This window comes from Mucilaginibacter lacusdianchii (assembly GCF_009770985.1).
GTDB lineage: Bacteria > Bacteroidota > Bacteroidia > Sphingobacteriales > Sphingobacteriaceae > Mucilaginibacter > Mucilaginibacter lacusdianchii.
In genome coordinates, this window is sequence record NZ_WSRW01000003.1 from 539,341 (window position 1) to 558,752 (window position 19,412).

Annotated in this window: 14 protein-coding genes; 5 read left to right on the forward strand and 9 right to left on the reverse strand. The window is 43.7% G+C overall.

Going from position 1 to position 19,412, the window contains the following annotated elements; translation table 11 throughout:
* Positions 1–5: 5 nt before the first annotated feature.
* Entirely contained in the window at positions 6–551 is a 546-nt protein-coding gene (locus tag GPM24_RS15740) for a hypothetical protein (RefSeq protein WP_199269774.1), read from the reverse strand.
* Positions 552–668: 117 nt separating this feature from the next.
* Here GPM24_RS15740 and GPM24_RS15745 point away from each other — a divergent pair, with 117 nt between their 5' ends.
* The gene (locus tag GPM24_RS15745) at positions 669–1,154 is read left to right on the forward strand and encodes a DUF4126 family protein (RefSeq protein WP_158827886.1); all 486 of its coding nucleotides are present in this window, start codon (positions 669–671) and stop codon (positions 1,152–1,154) included.
* Here the strand turns inward: GPM24_RS15745 and GPM24_RS15750 are convergent.
* From GPM24_RS15750 to GPM24_RS15770, 5 genes are all read right to left on the reverse strand, one after another.
* On the reverse strand, positions 1,151–2,272 hold the full coding sequence (locus GPM24_RS15750) for a mechanosensitive ion channel family protein (protein WP_158827888.1): 1,122 nt from the start codon (positions 2,270–2,272) through the stop codon (positions 1,151–1,153). The genes GPM24_RS15745 and GPM24_RS15750 overlap by 4 nt on opposite strands.
* A gap of 362 nt (positions 2,273–2,634) precedes the next feature.
* Positions 2,635–3,045 (reverse strand): OsmC family protein, encoded by a 411-nt coding sequence (locus GPM24_RS15755; RefSeq protein ID WP_158827889.1) that lies wholly within the window; start codon positions 3,043–3,045, stop codon positions 2,635–2,637.
* A 93-nt stretch (positions 3,046–3,138) separates the two neighbouring features.
* Entirely contained in the window at positions 3,139–4,170 is a 1,032-nt protein-coding gene (locus tag GPM24_RS15760; RefSeq protein ID WP_158827891.1) for a PorP/SprF family type IX secretion system membrane protein, read from the reverse strand.
* A gap of 7 nt (positions 4,171–4,177) precedes the next feature.
* Complete coding sequence (locus GPM24_RS15765; RefSeq protein WP_158827893.1) at positions 4,178–9,466, reverse strand: DUF8696 domain-containing protein; 5,289 nt, start codon at positions 9,464–9,466, stop codon at positions 4,178–4,180.
* Positions 9,467–9,676: 210 nt separating this feature from the next.
* Positions 9,677–10,915, reverse strand: coding sequence for a nucleoside recognition domain-containing protein (locus GPM24_RS15770; protein WP_158827895.1), 1,239 nt, complete (start codon positions 10,913–10,915; stop codon positions 9,677–9,679).
* Between the two features lie 244 nt (positions 10,916–11,159).
* Here GPM24_RS15770 and GPM24_RS15775 point away from each other — a divergent pair, with 244 nt between their 5' ends.
* The 3 genes from GPM24_RS15775 to GPM24_RS15785 all read left to right on the forward strand — a co-directional run bounded on the left by GPM24_RS15775 (position 11,160) and on the right by GPM24_RS15785 (position 14,497).
* Positions 11,160–11,588, forward strand: coding sequence for an OsmC family protein (locus GPM24_RS15775; RefSeq protein ID WP_158827896.1), 429 nt, complete (start codon positions 11,160–11,162; stop codon positions 11,586–11,588).
* Between the two features lie 19 nt (positions 11,589–11,607).
* On the forward strand, positions 11,608–12,789 hold the full coding sequence (locus GPM24_RS15780; protein WP_158827898.1) for a trans-sulfuration enzyme family protein: 1,182 nt from the start codon (positions 11,608–11,610) through the stop codon (positions 12,787–12,789).
* Positions 12,790–13,144: 355 nt separating this feature from the next.
* Entirely contained in the window at positions 13,145–14,497 is a 1,353-nt protein-coding gene (locus GPM24_RS15785) for an OmpA family protein (protein ID WP_158827900.1), read from the forward strand.
* A gap of 57 nt (positions 14,498–14,554) precedes the next feature.
* Here the strand turns inward: GPM24_RS15785 and GPM24_RS15790 are convergent, their stop codons facing one another.
* Together GPM24_RS15790 and GPM24_RS15795 are read right to left on the reverse strand one after the other, a co-directional pair.
* Positions 14,555–14,941 (reverse strand): SRPBCC domain-containing protein, encoded by a 387-nt coding sequence (locus GPM24_RS15790; protein WP_158827901.1) that lies wholly within the window; start codon positions 14,939–14,941, stop codon positions 14,555–14,557.
* Positions 14,942–14,963: 22 nt separating this feature from the next.
* Positions 14,964–15,563 carry an acetate uptake transporter gene (locus GPM24_RS15795; RefSeq protein ID WP_158827903.1) on the reverse strand — a complete coding sequence of 200 codons (600 nt, stop codon included), beginning with the start codon at positions 15,561–15,563 and terminating at the stop codon, positions 14,964–14,966.
* A 105-nt stretch (positions 15,564–15,668) separates the two neighbouring features.
* Here GPM24_RS15795 and gpmA point away from each other — a divergent pair, with 105 nt between their 5' ends.
* The gene (gene gpmA / locus GPM24_RS15800) at positions 15,669–16,358 is read left to right on the forward strand and encodes a 2,3-diphosphoglycerate-dependent phosphoglycerate mutase (protein WP_158827905.1); all 690 of its coding nucleotides are present in this window, start codon (positions 15,669–15,671) and stop codon (positions 16,356–16,358) included.
* A gap of 112 nt (positions 16,359–16,470) precedes the next feature.
* Here the strand turns inward: gpmA and GPM24_RS15805 are convergent, their stop codons facing one another.
* Positions 16,471–19,323 carry a S9 family peptidase gene (locus tag GPM24_RS15805; RefSeq protein WP_158827907.1) on the reverse strand — a complete coding sequence of 951 codons (2,853 nt, stop codon included), beginning with the start codon at positions 19,321–19,323 and terminating at the stop codon, positions 16,471–16,473.
* Positions 19,324–19,412: the final 89 nt, after the last annotated feature.

A 19,412-nucleotide genomic window follows, 5' to 3' on the forward strand; every position in this document is an offset into this window, starting at 1 on the left:
AAAAATCAAGGTTTAAGTTTCTCAATAATTCCTTTCAAGTGCAACTGCTTAACCAGCTTATCAAGCTTTCTTTCATGTTTGCCGCCGGCATCAAGTGCGTCATAAACCAAGCCAGCTGCCAACGCATATACTGCGTGGTGAAGCGCATCAATAGCAATAGTTTTTGGTGGCTCTTCTGTTACCGGAGGTGCGGCATCATACTTAGGCAGCATCACTAACGCTGTACCCCAAATAGCACCAAAATGAACAAGAGTTGCTGGTAGCCCTTTCAAGCCGGTTAAGCCGATCAGTCCGCGTGCTATGCCCCAGCTGGTACCATAGGCCCAGTGAATTTCCTGGTTTACTTTGGCTTTGGTTTCTTCGCTGGTGGGTTGTACGTCGGTTACTTGTGAGGCTACTTTGATGGGTGCATCGCTTGATTCGCGTTTGGTAATGCTCATCTCTATTATTTGCGATAAGGTAATAGCTGCTGTACCGGCTAAACCGGCAATCAGCCCTTTACCTAAAGCACTGCCCAGTTCGCCCCAGGCATTCTCTTGCTTAATTCTCATATTCAGTGTTTTAATAATACAACACGGTTGCTATAAGATTGATTTAAAAATTTTGCCACAATCAAACACTAATGTTTTTCGCCTGTAGAAATAGTACATCAATAAATGAAAGATATTATGGCAAATCCAATAACAAAGCCTTTTTGGCAGGCAATAGGCTTAGGCACATTAGCCGGACTGCGTTCCATGTCGGCCCCCGCGGTGACCAGTCAGATTTTGAGTCATCATCAATCAAAAGCGCTGGAAGGCTCACCTCTAAAATTCATACAATCAGAGAAAGTAGCTAATGCTTTGACGTTGCTAGCGCTTACCGAAATAGTAGGCGACAAGCTGCCCGGTGCACCTAATCGTATCAAGGCGCCTGTTTTGGCTACCCGTTGTTTATCGGGCGCTTTGGCTGGTGCCAGCATTTACAAAGCAAGCGGTGGCAATGCCTATTTAGGAGCCTTACTGGGCGGTAGCGCAGCGGTGCTATCGTCGTTCGGCGCTTTTTACCTGCGTAAGTACACCGTAAAAAGTACTCATCTGGTAGATCCAATTATTGGGTCGATTGAAGACGCGCTCGTAATAGGCAGTGGATACAGCTTAGCAAAAGCGGCCTAAAAATTTATATTCGGAATAGCCTGTGCGGGATTTGCAGCAGTGTTAAATGTAGCGCGTACCTTGGGCAGGCTATCCGGATAATTTTGCTGTATGTAAGTGACCATATTTTCACGAATATAACACCGTAGGTCAAAGGCATCAGACGAGTTCCGTGCACTGATTAACAGGCGTATTTCAACTACGTTATCCTTCGCGTCCGTCATTTGCAAAGCCTTAACCTTACCATCCCATATGGGCGATGCTGCCATTAGTCTTTCAAATTCTGTACGTAAGCTGGTCAGCGGGATGGAATAATCCATGTATAGATAAACTGCACCAACAATATCTGCTGATATTCGCGTCCAGTTTTGAAAAGGCTTTTGAATAAAGTAACTTATTGGTAAAATTAATCTTCGCTGGTCCCACAAGCGCATTACAACGTAGGTAAGTGTTATGTCTTCCACTCGGCCCCATTCGTTTTCTACCACCAGCACGTCATCAATACGCATTGGCTGCGTAAACGCAATCTGGAAACCTGCCAGTAAGTTACCCAATGAGTTTTGTGCGGCAAAACCTACAATAATACCTCCAATACCCACACTGGTAAGCAAGCCGGTACCTATTTTGCGTAAACTTTCAAAGCTTAGCAATATAAGGCATATGGTGATGAACACGATAGTAGCCACAATTAACTTGCGTAAAAACTGTAGCTGGGTGCGTATCTTGCGTTCTTTGAGGTTGTCTGTTTTATTAAGGTCGTAATGGTTGTATACATAATCTTCCAGCACGCGTATGCCATTAATTAATAAAGTGGCAAATGCTATGGTAAGTAGTATACCCAAGATGTGCGCTATAGGATGCCTAAACTCCTTATTCATGCGCATGTAAGGCAATGCGATGCCAAACAAAAAAAGTTGTATAAATGATGTAAGCGGCGTGCCCACATGAATAATAATTGAGCGGAAAAGTGAATATGCTTCTTCCTTTTTAGTATAATGCTTTAACAGACGTGTAATTATATATTTAATGATCAGGCCAATTACAACAGCTGTGGCAGCAACTATAACATTCCACAAGTAAGGTGAAATTTGATTGGAAAATTCTAATATACCTGGCGGAAGTGGCGCGACTGTTTTCATATTACGTATAACAACTAATAGGTTTAAAAGACAGTTTCCTTAAAATTGTTTGGGTGTAACTACATGAGCTATGTGTTTAAACAAATAATTACAAATTCATCGTTTTGATGCAATAAAAGCAATTTGTTGCAGTTAGTATATCAGATGGTTTTACAATTTCGATGACACAATAAGTTACTGTCATTTACACGTAAAACCATGCGAGTGTTTAGGCCTGATTCACAGAAAATTAATACTTTTGATATACCCAAACGAGCAGGCAGGTGATTGGGCTTGTTCGTTGATAAAGATACTTCTTAAAGTTAGAGGTGATTGTTTTAGAGTGATTGAAACAGGCCGGGAAATTTTCCCGGCCTGTTTTTTTATGCCAATATTTCTGTTTCGATCATAATGCTACCGGTAAGCATTTTATGCACAGGGCAGGCATCTGCAATCTCTTCAAGTCGTTTTAATTGCTCCGGTGTCAAATCGCCTTTAAAACTTAATTTACGTTCTATTAAGTGGCCGCCATCAATTGAAAAAAGCTCTAATTCTACTTTAATCTCATCAACAATCCACATCTTACGTTCAATGTACATACGCAAGGTGATGATTGTGCAGCTTCCTAAACTGGATAACAATAAAGGAAATGGCCCCATTGCAGTATCGGTGCCATGCACGCTTTCGGGTTCATCAACCACAATGGCATGTTTGCCGCTACCGGCTATTGTTTGATATTGCGTGCGCCCAATATGTGCATAAGCACGGGCAACTGATTTTTTGTGCAGATCCATATAAGTTTTGTATCGGCTTCTAATAAACGGATTTAAAAGCTAACTTATAAACACTGCATTCTGTTTCTTTAAACCTATATTGAATAGCATCGATTAATAAAAATCATAGCAACGGCGAGATCCTTCAAATTTATGGTAAGCGTCGCGTGATGGAAAAGTAGTTTCGTAACCCAAAGTACCTTCGGTAGTGCCGCTGGTATTACCGTAATTTAATTTTGAACTTGGCGCATCATGGCTAATACCAAAGCGCAGTTTTTCACCGCCATCGCGGTTAATGAAAATATCGAAAATAAATGATACGACGAATGCACTTGGACCTGTTGTGGAGCCGCTGCGATACCAAACACCGGCATTTACACTGCGGCGTTTGTATTGCATACCTACACTCATGGATGATGATGAGGCTTGCTTATAATAAACCACCGACGGGATCACAAAAGATTTTTCACTTTCGTCGATATTGTCGTACGGGTTTAAATCCAGGCGGTAGCTCAGGTGAGCGGTTGCACGCATAGGCAGTTTGGCCGGAGAGCCAGTAAAAGACTGATCTGGACCATTAATATGTTGCAATGCCGAGCCTGCCATAAAGTTGCCTACTACCAGGTTAACACCAGCACCGGCATCAAAGTAATACTTGTTGCCGAACTGGCTAAGATCGGCAGCCGATTGAGAGCCCGGAACATAACCTAATTGCGGGTCAATCTGATCGCCGAATACAAGTTTGTTTTTATCGATGGTGCGGTTGCCAATGCCTGCCTGTAAGCCGAAAGAAAGTACAAAATCATCAGATCCTACACTGTACGAATAGGTGCCTGCAAAGTTGTTACGAACATAATAGGCGGTACCTTCATTGCTTCTGGTAAACATCAGGCCCACGCCACCGCCAAAACGGGGGATGTTCCAGTCGGCCGAGCCGGTGATGTATGAAAGAGACCCTGGAACAGACGACCACTGGTTACGGTAAGCCATGTTCATTCTGAAATCGCCTTCAAACTGGCCGGTTAAGGCTGGGTTCAGGTATATCGGTGAATTAAAGAACTGTGAATACATATGATCTTGTGCACGTCCGCACAACCCACACAACACTAATCCAACACTCAAAACATATATTCTAATCGCTTTCATTTTTTGGTTATCTGATTAAGTGTATTGCACCAGTTCGGGAAGGGTTTGAGCCGTTGTAACTCATGCCTTTCCATTGTTGGCCGTCAATAAAAGTGGCGTCGGCTTGCCATATGTAAACACCCTGCGGTACCGGTACGCCTTTAAAAGTTCCGTCCCATCCTTCGGTAGGGGCGCCGCGGCTATCCAGTTTATCGGTTTCCCAAATCAACTGGCCATAGTTGTTAAATACCCTCATGTGCCATGATGCCATTCCTGAGCCTTTAGCGGCAAAGGTGCGCAGCTCTAGGTTGTTGCCGTTAGGCATAAATGCATTTGGCAAAAACACGGTTGTATTGGGTTGTTGTATGGTCACCGTATGGGTTATAGTTGCACCGCAATCGTTGGCATTCTTCACGGTCAGTGTTACGGAATAAGTTCCGCCTTTGTTATAATCGAATGTGTGAATCGGATTACGATCATTTGAAATATTAGGATTGGATGACGATGAGTTGGCCGCATCACCAAAGTTCCAAGTATAAACGTTGCCACTAGCATCAGTTGTTTTGTTGGTAAATTGTACCACTGTACAAGAATAGCATGCTGGTGATTCGGATGCCGTATAAACAAAATCTGGTTTTGGCAACGCATCTACCGTAATTTTGATGACTTCTGAAGCGCTGTTAATAGTACAAGCATTTGTTGCATATAGTCTCACCAAATATTCTCCCGGTTGGGTAAATGTGTGGGTAAGATTACGGGTATCTGAGGCATTTGTTTTACTGCCGTCACCCCAGTCATATACATACGATATGCTACCTTGGCCCTGGCTGGTATTTACAAATTCTGCCGTGAACGGTGCGCAACCACGGCGGGTTTGACCAGGCGCTGTGTCTAAACCCGAGAATAACGTGGCCTGCGTAACTTCAAACGTAATAGGCTGGCTTGATGCCCGGCTACATTCAGAAACCGCCTCCATATAAACCTTGTATTTACCAGGCGTATCAAAAACGAAATCTTGTGGCGAATTGTCAGTCACGGTACGGGTAAATGTGCTTATCTCCGTATTGGTAGCTGCATTCAGTACATGGTAGATATATTGTGTATTAGTGCCCGGCGAAATATTGCTGACAGTAGCTGTAAATGGTACACAACCCGAAATTCTATTTAATGCAGGTGATATCAGCGCAACAGGTGTTGCCGGTTTAACAATTACGGTAGAGGTGTGTTCCAACCTGCTGCAACTGGTAACTGCCGTAAGGGTAACGGTATAAACTTTATCTCTTCCGTCGGTACCGGCAGCAAAAGTAACTTGGTCTGGTTGTACCTTGTCAGACGTTTGGCCGTTGCCAAAGTCCCAGATGTAGGTGGCACCACCCAGTGGGGTAGACGTATTGGTAAATTTAACGGTTGTGCTGCCACAGCCTGTAGCAACGCTTTGTGTAAAGTCGGCTTGTACCGCTTTGGTTGTGGTAAAGGTATGTGCAAATACATCTGGCTGGCAACCAAATTTGCTGGTTACTTCTAATTTAATTTCTACGCTTTGTCCGTCATTGTTTATGGTATAACCCGGAAAGTTTGCGCCTGTGCCAATCACTGTACCGTTTGCGTACCAGGTGTAGGTGCCGTTGCGGTCTGCATAAGTAACCGCTTTAATTACTTGGTTAGTCAACCTAAATGGTACACACTCTGCATCTTTAGTCCAGGTAAATTCCGCTTTAGCATTTGGATTTACAGTTATAGTAATTACGTTACTAGAGTTGCTTTGCGTGCCGGAGCAGACTACGGTACTTACCAAACGGCGGTATTGGATAGTGGCGGTTAGGATTGGGGTAGCGTAACTTACATCAGTAGCGCCCGGAATGTTAGTCCAGGTAGTTCCATTAGTGCTGCTTTGCCATTGGTAAGCGTAGTTGCCACCACCACCGTTAGGCACAAGACCGTTTAACACACCTGCTGTTGTGTTTACGCAGGTTTGGCTTGCGCCCGAAATGGTGTTATCGCTAATACCAGGCAAGGTATTTACTTGTATCACGTTGCTCTTATCATCAGTACAAACGCCTGCGTTAACTGAACGGCGAAAATAAGTAGACGTCTGAATAACAAAATTCAGGTTTTTACCGGCAGCGTTTGGAACAGGAGTCCATGTAACGTTATCCGAACTCATTTCCCACTGGTAAGTGTAAGCACCGCTGCCACCGGTTGGTGTGCTACCGGTGAGTACGATGGTTTGACCCGAGCAGGTAGTTTGATCGCCTGACGATATGGTATTATTAGCAATAGGTGCGTTATTGATAATTTTCACCTCATCAGAAGTTGATGCACATGGCGATTGTCCATTAATCGTCCAGGTAAAGGTGTAAGTCTGACCGGGCTTTAAACCGCTTACCGTAGTGTTAAATTTTGTAGCATCAGCAAACGTCACATCAGTCGGGCCAGACCAACGGCCACTAAAGGTACCCGGATCATTGCCTTTTAATTGATACGATGGCTGATTACATAGCATAATGTCGGCACCGGCGTTAGCTGCAGGAGTTGTAGGCTGTACAGTAATGGTTACGGTTTGTGGCAGGCCACCGCAGTTATTGTCACTGGCGGCAGTAACCGGAGTAATGGTATAAGTAACAGTGGCTGCGGTAGTACCGTTGTTGGTTAGTACATCATTAATAGTAGTTAACGAAGCAGGTGTTGCCTGTACGCTTGCTCCACTAATATCACCGGTGGTGCTTGATGTCCAGGTGTATTGCAAATTATGGACATTGCTTTGCAGTGGAATAGCCGTATAGCCACCGCTGCATATGCTTTTGTCGGCCGGTTTGGTCAATACTGGTTTAGGTCTTACAGTTACAACCAGGTCGAATGGCGTGCCATCACAGTTATTCGCTCTTGGTATAATACGGTAAGTTATTTTCCCATCAATATTGTTGGATGTAACAGTTAATGCATCATTAATGGTGCCCGAGCCAGACGCGCTGTAGCCGCTTACATTTGATGCGTTCGCAACTGTCCAGGTAAATGTACTCCCTGCCACGGTAGAAGTTGGCGTATAATTCACAAAACTTTCTGTACATATTGTTTTGGCTGCAGCCGAATTAACGGTGTTAGCTGGATTAATGGTTAAAACCATTTCATCCGGTATCGTTTTACACTCGCCTGGGAGGTTAGTGGTAACGGTCAGCGTAAGCCTAACCTCACCTGATGTCTTATCGGCCGCGGATGGGGTATAGGTTGGGTTCAGCACGGTAGGGTCTGAAAATGTACCTGTGCCTGTGGTTGTCCAACGGGCAGATACATAAGTGTCGCTTACTGAGCCGTTAAGAGCCACCGTATTTTCAGTAGGGCAAATGCGTAAATCGGCACCTGCATTTACCGTGGGGGCCAGCAAAAAGGTAATGTGCTGCACGTTTGAGGTAACGGTGTTACAATCATTAGTATGCGTTACCTTTACTTCATAAGTGCCATAAGCCGGGAATTTAATTTGCGGATACTGACTGTTGGCGGTTGTACCGTTCACAAATTCAGCTGGTGCCAGGTTGCCCACCGGGGTAACCGTCCATTGAAAAGTGGTAGTCGTGGGCTCGGCAGTGCCTGTTAAAATAGTTTTGGTTTGGCTACCATCAGTAGCGTCGAAATTCAGTGTTTTGTTGTTACCGCAAACCGAAAAGTCTGCAGACAAAACGGCTTTAGGATCATCGCTGATTAAGATGGTTTGCGGCGTACTGGCCACAGGATCACAAGAACCGTTATTAATTTTTAACACTACGCTGTATCGGCCCGGTGTGTTGAATACAAATTTTGGCGCTTTACTATTGGCATTGGTGCCTGGCGCAAAGCTTACACCAACAGAAGGCGTAACCTCCCAGGTATAAGAAATGGCAGTGTTGCAATTATTCACTACCACCGATTGGTCAACCGGTGCAATTGGGCCGTCGCTAATACACTTAACCGCAGGCAGGGTAAAAGCCGGTTTTGGTGGATCTGAAATACAGATGGTTGTTTCAGCATCTGGCGTAGTACATGGGCTGCCGGTGCTGGTTAGTTTAAGACCTACCCGGTAAGTGCCGGCAGATGGAAAAGTATAAACAAATGGGTCACCACGTTTTACATTAGCTCTGCCCACCGCTACGCCGTTTACATACCATTGATAAGTGGCATTTACGTTTTCACAGGATCTGGCACCTGCGCCGGGGCTTACTACTTGTCCGGCAAAGGAAGCGTTAGTAAATGTGACGGTAGTACCTGTGCAACCCAATGACGGGCCGTTGATAATGTTTTTAGGCGGTGACAATACAGCCTGATCGCCGCTTAACGTTTTAGCCTGATCTGGACAATAAGGCGGCGATACTTTAAATGATATCTGGAATTTATTGGTGATTTGGCCTTCGGCATTTTTAGCACCACACGATGAAATGGCATAATCGTGTGTTAGCACACCATTAGTGGCTTTAATTTGAAAATAGGTCAAGGCGCTCGATGTGCCATCGCCCCAATTAATGGTGTAAATGGTACCTGGGTAGTTGGTTTGAATACCGCCTAAACCCGTAATATTTACGCTATATGAAACAGATGCTTTTTGATTATCCGGCAAACATACCGAAGCCGAGTTTTGGGTCTGGAAGCTGTTGCTGATGAAGTTATTAAGTATCAAATAGGCTTTGGTGCCCACAATGCCATTGTTTACCGCTTTAATTAAAACGCTGTAATTAGCAGTTTTTGCATTAAAAGTGGTAGTTGGTGCCAGCGGTACGTTGCTGCTTTCCATCGCCTGAGTTAAATCATTGTAGAAACTTGCCGTAACTGTAGAGCCATCGGTAGTTTCGTTTTGAAAAATAAGCGGATTATTTTCCATACCAAAGCAGGTACCAAACACTTCGGGATAGTTGTCATTAACAGTAGGAGCGCTTGCAGCGGCCTTTACGCCTGTACCTGCGTTGATGGTGAATGCAGAAGAAGCTTCGCTTGTGGTTACCGGTCTGGTGGTTTTGATGCGAAGTTTATAACCGCTGCCAACAGGAGTATTGGCCGGAATAAGGCCATTTACAAAACCGGTATAATAACCGCTAAATGTACCAATTTTGGTTTCGGTGGTAAAATTTCCGTTGGCGTCAGATAGATATAAGTCATAACTGTTGCCGCTTACATTGATGTTTCCGTTTTCGTCGGTAACGTTAATCAGCGCTGCTATGCTAGAACCCGGAGCGTAAGGTCCAGGGTCAACACTGCGAATACTTACAGTTTGGGCTTGTGCAACAGCGGCAAAAACCAGTAACAAAATTAACGCAAAAAATCCTGAAACAACCTTTGTAAATCTATTATCCATCAACTGCTTACACGTAAAAGGTGAAGAACTATCCGTATCGGTTAAGTATGCTCCTTATACGGCTGGCGTTGAGGAAAGGTTATTGGCTCTATAAATTCTTAATCAAAAATAAATAAAATTTATTTAAAGGATATTTTCGCCTGCGAAAAATTATGTATTAATATTTAAGCATGTTTAATTAGGTAATTTATTGATGGTAAGAATGATAACTTAACCAAAAAACATATAGCCAATTAGTATAGCGGCCACAACGCCAACAAAATCTGCAAATAAACTAACAGGTATCACATAACGTGTTTTTTTGATGCCAACCGAACCAAAGTATAAAGCTACCATGTAAAAAGTAGTGTCGGCAGCGCCATACAACACGCTCGATAGATGCCCGATAAAGCTATCTGCACCGTGTACTTTCATGTTGTCCAGCATCAAGCCACGGGCTCCTGATGCGCTTAGCGGACGTAAAAATGCAATAGGCAATACTTCTGTAAACCGGGTGTCCATATCAAAGTGCCCAAAAATCCACTTAAAACCATCAGCCAGGTATAACAACGCACCCGACGTTCTGAACACGCTAACCCCAACCAGCATGGCCACCAGGTAGGGGATTATTTTAACAGATGTTTCAAAACCACCTACAGCGCCTTCAATAAAAGCTTCAAACACATTGATGTTCTTACGTAAACCACCCAATACAAATATGACCGGTATAGCGAAAAGCAGCAAATTGCTGGACACTTTGGATACGGCACTAATTTGATCTTTACTTAAATACACGGCAAAATACCATACCACAAAAGCAATAAATGCCGTCAGTCCACCCAGCCAGCCCAGTACAACTTTATCTGTTAACTTAATTTTTTGTTTGATGGCAACTGCCAGCAAGCCAGCCAATGTAGCTACATAGGTGGCAATTATACATGGAATGAAAATATCCGTTGGGTCTTTAGAGCCCAAAATGGCCCGTTGTGCAATAATACTGATAGGGAGGATGGTTAACCCCGATGCATGCAGCACCATGAACATTATCTGTGCGTTAGATGCCGTTTCCTTATCCGGGTTAATTTCTTGCAGGCCAGCCATAGCTTTCAGCCCGATAGGCGTTGCTGCATTATCGAGCCCCAGTAAGTTAGCCGATATATTCATCATCATTTGCCCGGCCACGGGGTGGTTGTTAGGTACTTCCGGAAACAACCGTCTAAAAAATGGATTGACAATGCGGGACAAAAAATTGATAGCACCTGCTTTTTCGCCAATGCGCATAACACCTAACCAAAAGGCCATCGTGCCGGCCAAAGGCAATGCAATATCCATCACCGATGATTTAGACGAGTCGAAAACACCTTCCACTAACTGTCTGAAAATTTCGGTATCGCCTAAAAAGACTAGTTTAATTAAAGCTATAAAAAACGCTATCACAAAAAAACTTATCCAGATGTAGTTAAGTGCCATTCGGAGAACTGAGATTAGTGTAACTGGTTAAAACCGCTGCAATTTAATTATAGACAGTGATGTTTTTGCCGGATACCTGGAGTCTGGCTGAATTTTTATAGAAATAATATGAATTTGATTGCACGCGAGTCCGTACCGGCACAAGCTTTTTTACAAGCGTGTTTGTGCTTAATACTGCCATTTTACTTATAGCCTACAAAATTTATCGACTAAAAACCTATTTTAGCCTCATAAAATTTACATTATGCCTACTATTGAGCTTGAACGTGTAAGCGGCGATTATGGCTTTGAAGCCCACGATGAAAACGGACATACCGTAAAAATGGACAGCAGTCCCGAAAGCGGCGGACAAAATTATGGTGTACGCCCCATGCAAATGTTACTGATGGGATTAGGCGGCTGCTCGGCTATTGATGTGCTAAGCATCCTGAAAAAACAACGTCAGGAAGTAACTGATTACCGTATGAAAATTAAGGGTGACCGCGAGGCCGGTGTTGAGCCGTCTTTGTGGCAAGATGTAACCATCGAATTTCACTTGTATGGTAACGTTGATTTAGAAAAGGCCAAAAAAGCAGTCGAACTATCTCTACATAAATATTGCTCAGTTTCGGCAACGCTTGAGAAGGCCGGTGCTGCCATCAAATCAGAGGTGTTTGTACACCCAGCTGAATAATAATAAAGAAATACTACTCATGTCTGAAAATCTTGATCCTATAACCCAGGCCATTCGCCTGCGTATGCCTAAAACGCATCAAAAAGAACATTCTACCCCATTATATTTAACCAGCAGCTTTACCTTTGACGAGGCTGAGGCCATGCGTGCTGCATTTGCTGATGAAACGGACGACAACATTTACAGTCGTTTTAGCAATCCCAACGTAGATGAGTTTATTGCAAAAATGTGTATGCTGGAAAATGCTGACGCCGGATTTGCAACATCAACCGGTATGAGCGCGGTGTTTTCATCAATGATGGCACTGTTACAGCAAGGCGATCATTTGCTCTGCTGCAGCTCTGTTTTCGGCAGTACATTTACGGTGGTTAATAAGTTTTTGCCTAAATACGGCATTACCTGTACGCTGGTACCGGCAAACGACGTTGCCGCCTGGGAAGCTGCCGTACAGCCCAATACCAAAATGATATACCTGGAAACGCCTACCAATCCGCAACTGGAAGTTATTGATTTGGAGTGGGCTGGCCAATTTGCCAAGAAGCATAATTTGATTTTAAACGTCGACAACTGCTTTGCGACGCCTTTGCTGCAACGGCCTATCGATTATGGTGCGCACTTAGTAGTACATTCTGCTACAAAATGGATTGACGGTCAGGGCCGTGTAATGGGTGGGGTAATTGTAGGTCGCGAAGATTTAGTCAAAGAGATTTACATGTTTTGCCGCAACACCGGTCCGGCACTATCGCCGTTTAATGCCTGGGTGTTAAGCAAAAGTTTAGAAACGCTGGATGTCCGTTTACAGCGCCACTGCGAAAATGCGTTGAAAGTTGCCGAAACATTGGAAACCAACGCTAACGTATCATGGGTAAAATATCCGTTCTTGCCAAATCACCCGCAGTATGAAATTGCCAAAAAGCAAATGGCCGCCGGTGGTGGAATTTTATGTTTCGAAATTAAAGGCGGATTGGAAGCCGGGCGTAAATTCTTGGATGCCTTGGAAATGCTATCGGTAACGGCTAACTTGGGCGATAGCCGCAGTATTGCTTCGCACCCAGCCAGCACCACGCATTCAAAACTTACAGATGAGCAGCGTGCGGCTGTAGGCATTACGCCAGGTTTAATCCGAATATCTTGCGGTTTAGAGAAAGTAGATGATATTATAGCCGACATTAATCAGGCTTTGGAAAAAAGCGCTGGATAATTCCCAATTTATTAGGCTGGATAGCCCTTCGCAAACATCATACAAGTGATGGTTGTGAAGGGCTTTTTCTTTATGAGTATACAGTATTTTGTATGGTAATGTAAACGGTTTGAATTAAAACTAATTCATGGGGTCATATGTGGATAACTTATAATATGAACTCAAAATAAACGATAGATAAAGAAGATAAGCCTTTAAAACAGCCATTTAACATAGTTTTTATGTATTATTCTTGTTACAATTAGCTGTGAGGTTTTTGCAAGTGATTATGTATGTGGCATCAATGTTGACTATGGGAGTGCATGCCATTCGATACAACGTATTGAACCGCGCATAAAATTTAACATTGACTACTATGAATCAAAAATTAAAAAAAGCTGGCCTGTTACTATCAGGAGTGGTAATGAGCAGCCAACTATTCGCACAAACTCCTGATACTACCGGTTCTGCTAAAAATTATGTTCAGCCATTTTCTGGCGCAAATAATTTCCGCACTTGGTCTGTAGGTGTACACGGCGGTATGATGACGCCTTATACCATTTTCCGTGGTAAAGAAAACGATTTCAGAACACCTAACGAAAGATGGGGGTACGGTGGTTACATCAAAAAACAAGTACTGCATTCATTAGGCTTGCAAGCAAACTTCTTTAGAGGTCATGTACAAGGTACTACGCCGGCAGATGCAAACTTTCCGTTTAACCGTTTTGAAACAAAAGTTAAGTACGCTGTTGATATCAGTGCCAACATTACAGTTGCCAACATCAACTGGTTGCACAATCAAAGCATGCTGCAACCTTACGTAACCGTAGGTGGTGGTTCAATGGCTTACAGCACTTCATTGTATGCTAATTCTGGCGCTCAAAACCCAACTACCCGTACCAGCGATCAGCACCAGTTTTACATTCCGGTAGGTGCAGGTTTGAAAATTGGTTTAGCTAAAGGCATCAATTTAGACTTAGGTTACCAAGTTAACTTTGTACAAAGCGACAACTTAGACGGTTACAGCTACGGTAGCGGTAACGATAAGTTTGCTTATGCACACGCAGGTTTAGAATTTGCTTTGGGCAAACGTTCAAAACCACAATTGGCCCGTCATAACCCGGTATCATCAATGCGTGCTGAGTACATGATGTCTGAGCGTTCACTACAGTCACAACTGGACGATCAACGTTCACAAAATCAGCAATTACGTAATGATTTGAACACTACCAACGCTAACCTGGCCCGTTTAACCGCCGATAGCGATGGTGACGGTGTATTTGATTTGAATGACAAATGCCCTAACACACCAGCAGGTACTAAAGTAGACGGCCAAGGTTGTCCGCTGCCAACTCCTGTTACCCGTGTTATCGTAACCGAAGAAGATCGTCGTGTGGTTAGAGATGCGATTAAAAACCTTGAATTTGATTTTGGTAAAGCTACTATCAAAGATCGCTCTTTACAAAGCTTAGATCGTGTGGCTAACATTTTAACCACCAAAAACTTTAGCTTGAAATTAGCTGGTCATACTGATAACGTTGGTTCAGACGCTGCTAACCTGAAATTATCAAAAGATCGTGCAGAGGCAGTTAAAGCTTACTTGGTAAGCCAAGGCGCTAACCCTTCACGCATTGAAGCTGTTGGTTACGGTGAAAGCCAACCAATTGCATCAAACAAAACTGATGCAGGTCGTCAGCAAAACCGTCGTGTAGAGTTTACCTTGTTTTAATCGGTAAATATCAATACCTCATAAAAAAGGCCGCTTATATAAGCGGCCTTTTTGTTGTTATATACTTTCAAAAAATTCAATTAACCCGCTGAAATAGGAATTATTCCAGCCTTCAACCATGTCATCATATGCTTCATCCGGTATATTAATATGTCGCAATTCGGCAGAGGTGCCATGCTTTTTATCTGCATGTAATTTAATGGTAACAATGGAAGCCTCTGGTTGTCCATCAAAATACCACTGTTGTACCACTTTTTTGTTTTCTTCAAATTCCAGGTTTTTACCTACAATGCTGCCTTCCCACATGCTAAACTCGGTTCCAGGTACTGTCGACATTTCGGCAGGTTCGCCGGTCCATAATTCAATAGTAAAAGGGTTAGTTAGCGCCGGATAAATTTCTTCGGGCGTTGCCGGAATAGAGTAGTACTTCTTATAATCTTTCACAAAGCAAAGTTACAAAATAAAGCTAGGTTGTTTTAACAGCGCCAACCGGCAATACGGTTTTACCATACACCTCATTCAGCACACCGGCCATGCCTGTGTAAATAGCAGATGCCCCGCATACAATGCCTTCATAACCGGCAAAATGTTCAATGGCCTCATTATGCGTGACATGCCCGGCAGCTAACAGAAAAAATAATAAAGTAAGCGATGCAAAAATGAACTGCAAAGCACGTGTTAAACGCAGGGTGCCGAAAAATAGAAAAAGCGTAAATACACCCCATATACTTAAATAAGCAATCATAGAGTTGTTACTGGCCGGCTCTGCCCATCCCAGCTTAGGCATCACAATTAATGCAACCAATGATAACCAGAAAAAGCCGTACGAAGTAAATGCAGTTAACCCAAAAGTGTTGTTTTTACGGGCTTCAATAATGCCGGCTATTACCTGGGCTAAGCCGCCGTAAAATATGCCCATAGCTAAAATCATGGAGCTTAATTCGGTAATGCCTGCGTTGTGTATATTAAGTAATACGGTGGTTAAACCAAAGGCGCATAAGCCAAGTGGTGCCGGATTAGCAGTGCTATCCTTTAGTACCACAGTTGTGGGTGTTTCTACACTCATAATTATGTTAGGGTTGTAATTGGTTATGGCAATATAAGTCATTCATTTGCAATACACAATAAATTTAGAAACTCATTGCCAAATTAGCGGTTATAAAAACTGTATATGCAAAAGCTAGTTTTATTACGTCACGGAGAAAGTGTCTGGAATCAGGAGAACCGTTTCACCGGTTGGACCGATGTTGATTTATCTGAAGAAGGCCGCAACCAGGCCCAAAGGGCAGGGGCATTGCTTAAAAAGCACGGTTATACTTTTGACATGGGTTTTACCTCGGTGCTTAAGCGATCCATCAAAACGTTACACATAGTGTTGGATGAAATGGATATGCTTTGGATTCCCGTACAAAAATCGTGGCGGTTAAACGAGCGGTTTTACGGCGCTTTACAGGGCTTAAACAAAAAGGAAACCATCGAGAAATATGGCGAAGAGCAGGTGCAGAAATGGCGTCGCGACCCGCACGAGCATCCGCCGGCAATTACCGAAGACGATGAACGCTTTCCGGGCCATTATTTGCGGTATAATGATTTAACCTACCGCGAAATACCACTCACGGAAAACCTGAGTGAAACCATAAACCGTGCATTGCCTTTTTGGCATGAAAGCATTATCCCAGCTTTGCGGCAAAATCAAAAAGTAATTATTTGTGCTCATGGTAATAGCTTGCGGGCGTTGGTGCAATACATTGATAATTTATCAGACGAAGAGGTTTCTAAGCTAGACATCCCTACCGCTGTGCCTTGGGTATATGAACTGGATGACCGCCTAAATCAAATTAACCATTACTATTTGGAATAGAAGTGATAAGGTTTAAATAAAGCCGCATAAAACATCGTATAAATATTAGCAACAAAACCCTTTAGAGTTGACTCTAAAGGGTTTTGTTATTTTAATGATTTGTATATTAAGGTTATTTGCTATCGCTTAAAGCAAGACCCCAATCCCGACCTTTATCCACAGCGGGAACGCCTTTTTCCATCCATACCGGCATGGGTGCGCCTTTCAGGAAATGGTCAAAAAACTGTGCTTCGCGTATACTGATGTCTTTGCGGTTGCGGCGTTGCACCAGGTTGTGTGCCTCGTCGTTGTATTGCAGCAGCCACACCGGTTTGTTCAAGCGGCGCAATGCCGTAAACATCTCGATGCCCTGATACCATGGCACGGCACCGTCGGCGTCGTTAGACATAATAACTACTGGTGTTTGTACTTTAGGTAGCTGGAACAAAGGCGAATTTTTAATATATAGTTCAGGCTTTTCCCAAAGGTTAGCACCTATACGGCTTTGGCCGCGCTCATACTGACCTTCACGCGTAATTCCGCTTTCCCAACGGATGCCGCCGTATGCCGAAGTCATGTTGGCAACCGGTGCACCGGCCCAGGCGGCAGCATACATGTTAGTTTGGGTAATCAGGTAAGCTACCTGGTAGCCACCCCAGCTTTGGCCTTGAATACCAATGTGCTGCCCGTCAACCCATGCATTCTTTTTCAATGCCTCTACACCCGAATTGATAAATTCAACAGCAGATTGGCCTGGCTCGCCGCGTTCATAACTTATGTCTGGCGCAAATACTAAATAGCCATTGCTTACAAAATATGATATAGGCAAACGCGATGGGGTAGGTGCCGGTGGCACATAGTTATATAAACCGTCGCTTAGCTTTTCATAAAAATAAACAAGCATTGGGTGTTTTTTGGTCGGATCAAAATCCTCGGGCTTGTACAATATGCCTTTAGATGCATAGCCTTTAGGTGTGGTCCATGAAACCAGTTCGGCAGTGCCCCAATTAAATTGCGATTGCTGGGGGTTAAGCGCGCTTAACTTAATTTCTTTTTTCAGATCGGAGGTTAAATATAGGTCGGGCGATTGTGTATAGCTCTGCTTGGTGTAAATATATACATCGGCCTGTTTAGCTTTTTGCAAACCAGCGTAGCTGTAAGGTGCCATCACAATCTTTTCAGGAGCCTTACTGCCACCAAACGGTACTTTATAGTAGCCCCACTGTTTGTTGTCAAAGTTTTGAGTCAATAGCAATAAAGGCTTTTTTGTAGAAATGTATTTATCATCTTCATCGGAACTGCCACCACCAAAAGCTGCCATGCGGCCACCACCAGCCATTGGATAACGGAATATTAATTTGTTTTTACGTCCAAAACCCTGTGTCAAATTAACGGCCGAACCACTGGCCGGGTCGATGCTCCAGATATCGAAACGATCATAAATCAACACGTTCTTGTCGCCGGTCGTCCAGCCCGAAATGCCGTAAGCTGATGGATCGTCTGGTACGTCGTTATCCTCTTCTCCAAATTTGACGCCGGTATTGCCGGTTAAGTTTATTGTTTTGCCGGTAGCAATAGCATAACTGAACCAGTTTTGTGTAGCTGCATCAAAATAAACTACGTAGTTGCCCCCAGGCGACAGGCTGTAACGGGCTTTCATGCGGGCATTGATGCGGCGGCGTACACCGGTTTTAGTATCTATTAAATAAGCCTCCTGCAACTGGTTACCCCAGCTGGCTTGCACACGCGCACCAGTATCGGTAACGCCCAAAGCGTAGCGGCTATCGTTATTGTCAGTGGGTAAACTAATTTCCTGAATGCCTTTATCAGCTAGCTGCACCAACTTGTTGCTTTCATTTGGACGAATAACCGCCAGATAACTACGACGCAATTCGCGTTGCAAATTTTTTAACTGCTGTGGCTGCAGGTAATCATCCTTGTAATTCCAGATATCAAGCTTGGCTGTTTCAAAATCTACTAAAGTGGTATCAATAGGTTTAGGAATGGGAGCAGTGCCAAAGAAGATGTTATTGCCGCTTTTGCTGAAATACACACGTCCGTCGCCGCTTACGGCCCATGTAGGTTGCATGCCGGTTGAACCTGCACCGGCTATAACCTGCGCACTGTCTTTACCTACACTATAATAATACAGTTTATAAGGTTTAACCTGTGCTTTTTCTGGGTTCTTTTCGGCTGTAAACGCCAACTGATTGCCGGAGCCGTCAAACGCAATATTTTTATAAGTGCCGCGCCCGTTGCTTATTTCTTTTACTGCATCCTTTTCAATGTCATAAATGTAAAGTCCGGATTTAGCATCTTTGGACCGGCGCGGCGCGGTCACGGCAAATGCTAGTTCCTTTCCATTACGGCTTAGCTGATATTCGGTTACATATTTAAAAGTGCGTTGTTTTCCGTTGGTTAACTGTTTAACTACCAAATCAGCACCTTCGCGTGTAGGAGCGGCAATAGTGGTAGCAATAGCGCGGCGCGATGTATCGTTGGCAGCCGGTTTTTTTACCGTATCCGATGGTGCCAGGTAGGCAATTACAGACGCCTTGTCTGCCATTTTAAACGAGCGTACGCCAGCTACTTTGGTTATCGCTTGGCTTCTCAATGTGATTAACCCTAAAGTATCTTTCGGAAACTCGTCCGGTTTCTTCTTTTTAATGCGTGCCATGCGGGTTGCCGCATAAAACGGTCGGATTAACAATACGGCATATTTACTATCGGCAGTAAACCGAACAGTATCTGCACGAGGTATTTGAAGCTTATTAGAGTTTTTGGCGTTGGTGATAACCAGGCTGGCATCACCCTGTTGTGGCTTGATGACATAAGTTACCCATTTGCCATCATTGCTGATGCGTTCGTTGGCAACACTCTGCCATCCGTCGTAAACAGTATGATCTATTGGTTTTTTAGTCTTTTTTTGGGCGCAAACGGTCAAGCCGGCGGCTGAGAACAAACCAATTAGTAAAATTTTATGCATTTGTTTTAATTTGTAGTTTAAATTCAACTAAAAATGCACAAAAATAGATAACGGTAAAACTTAGTGTTTAAAAAGTTACAATAGAGAAC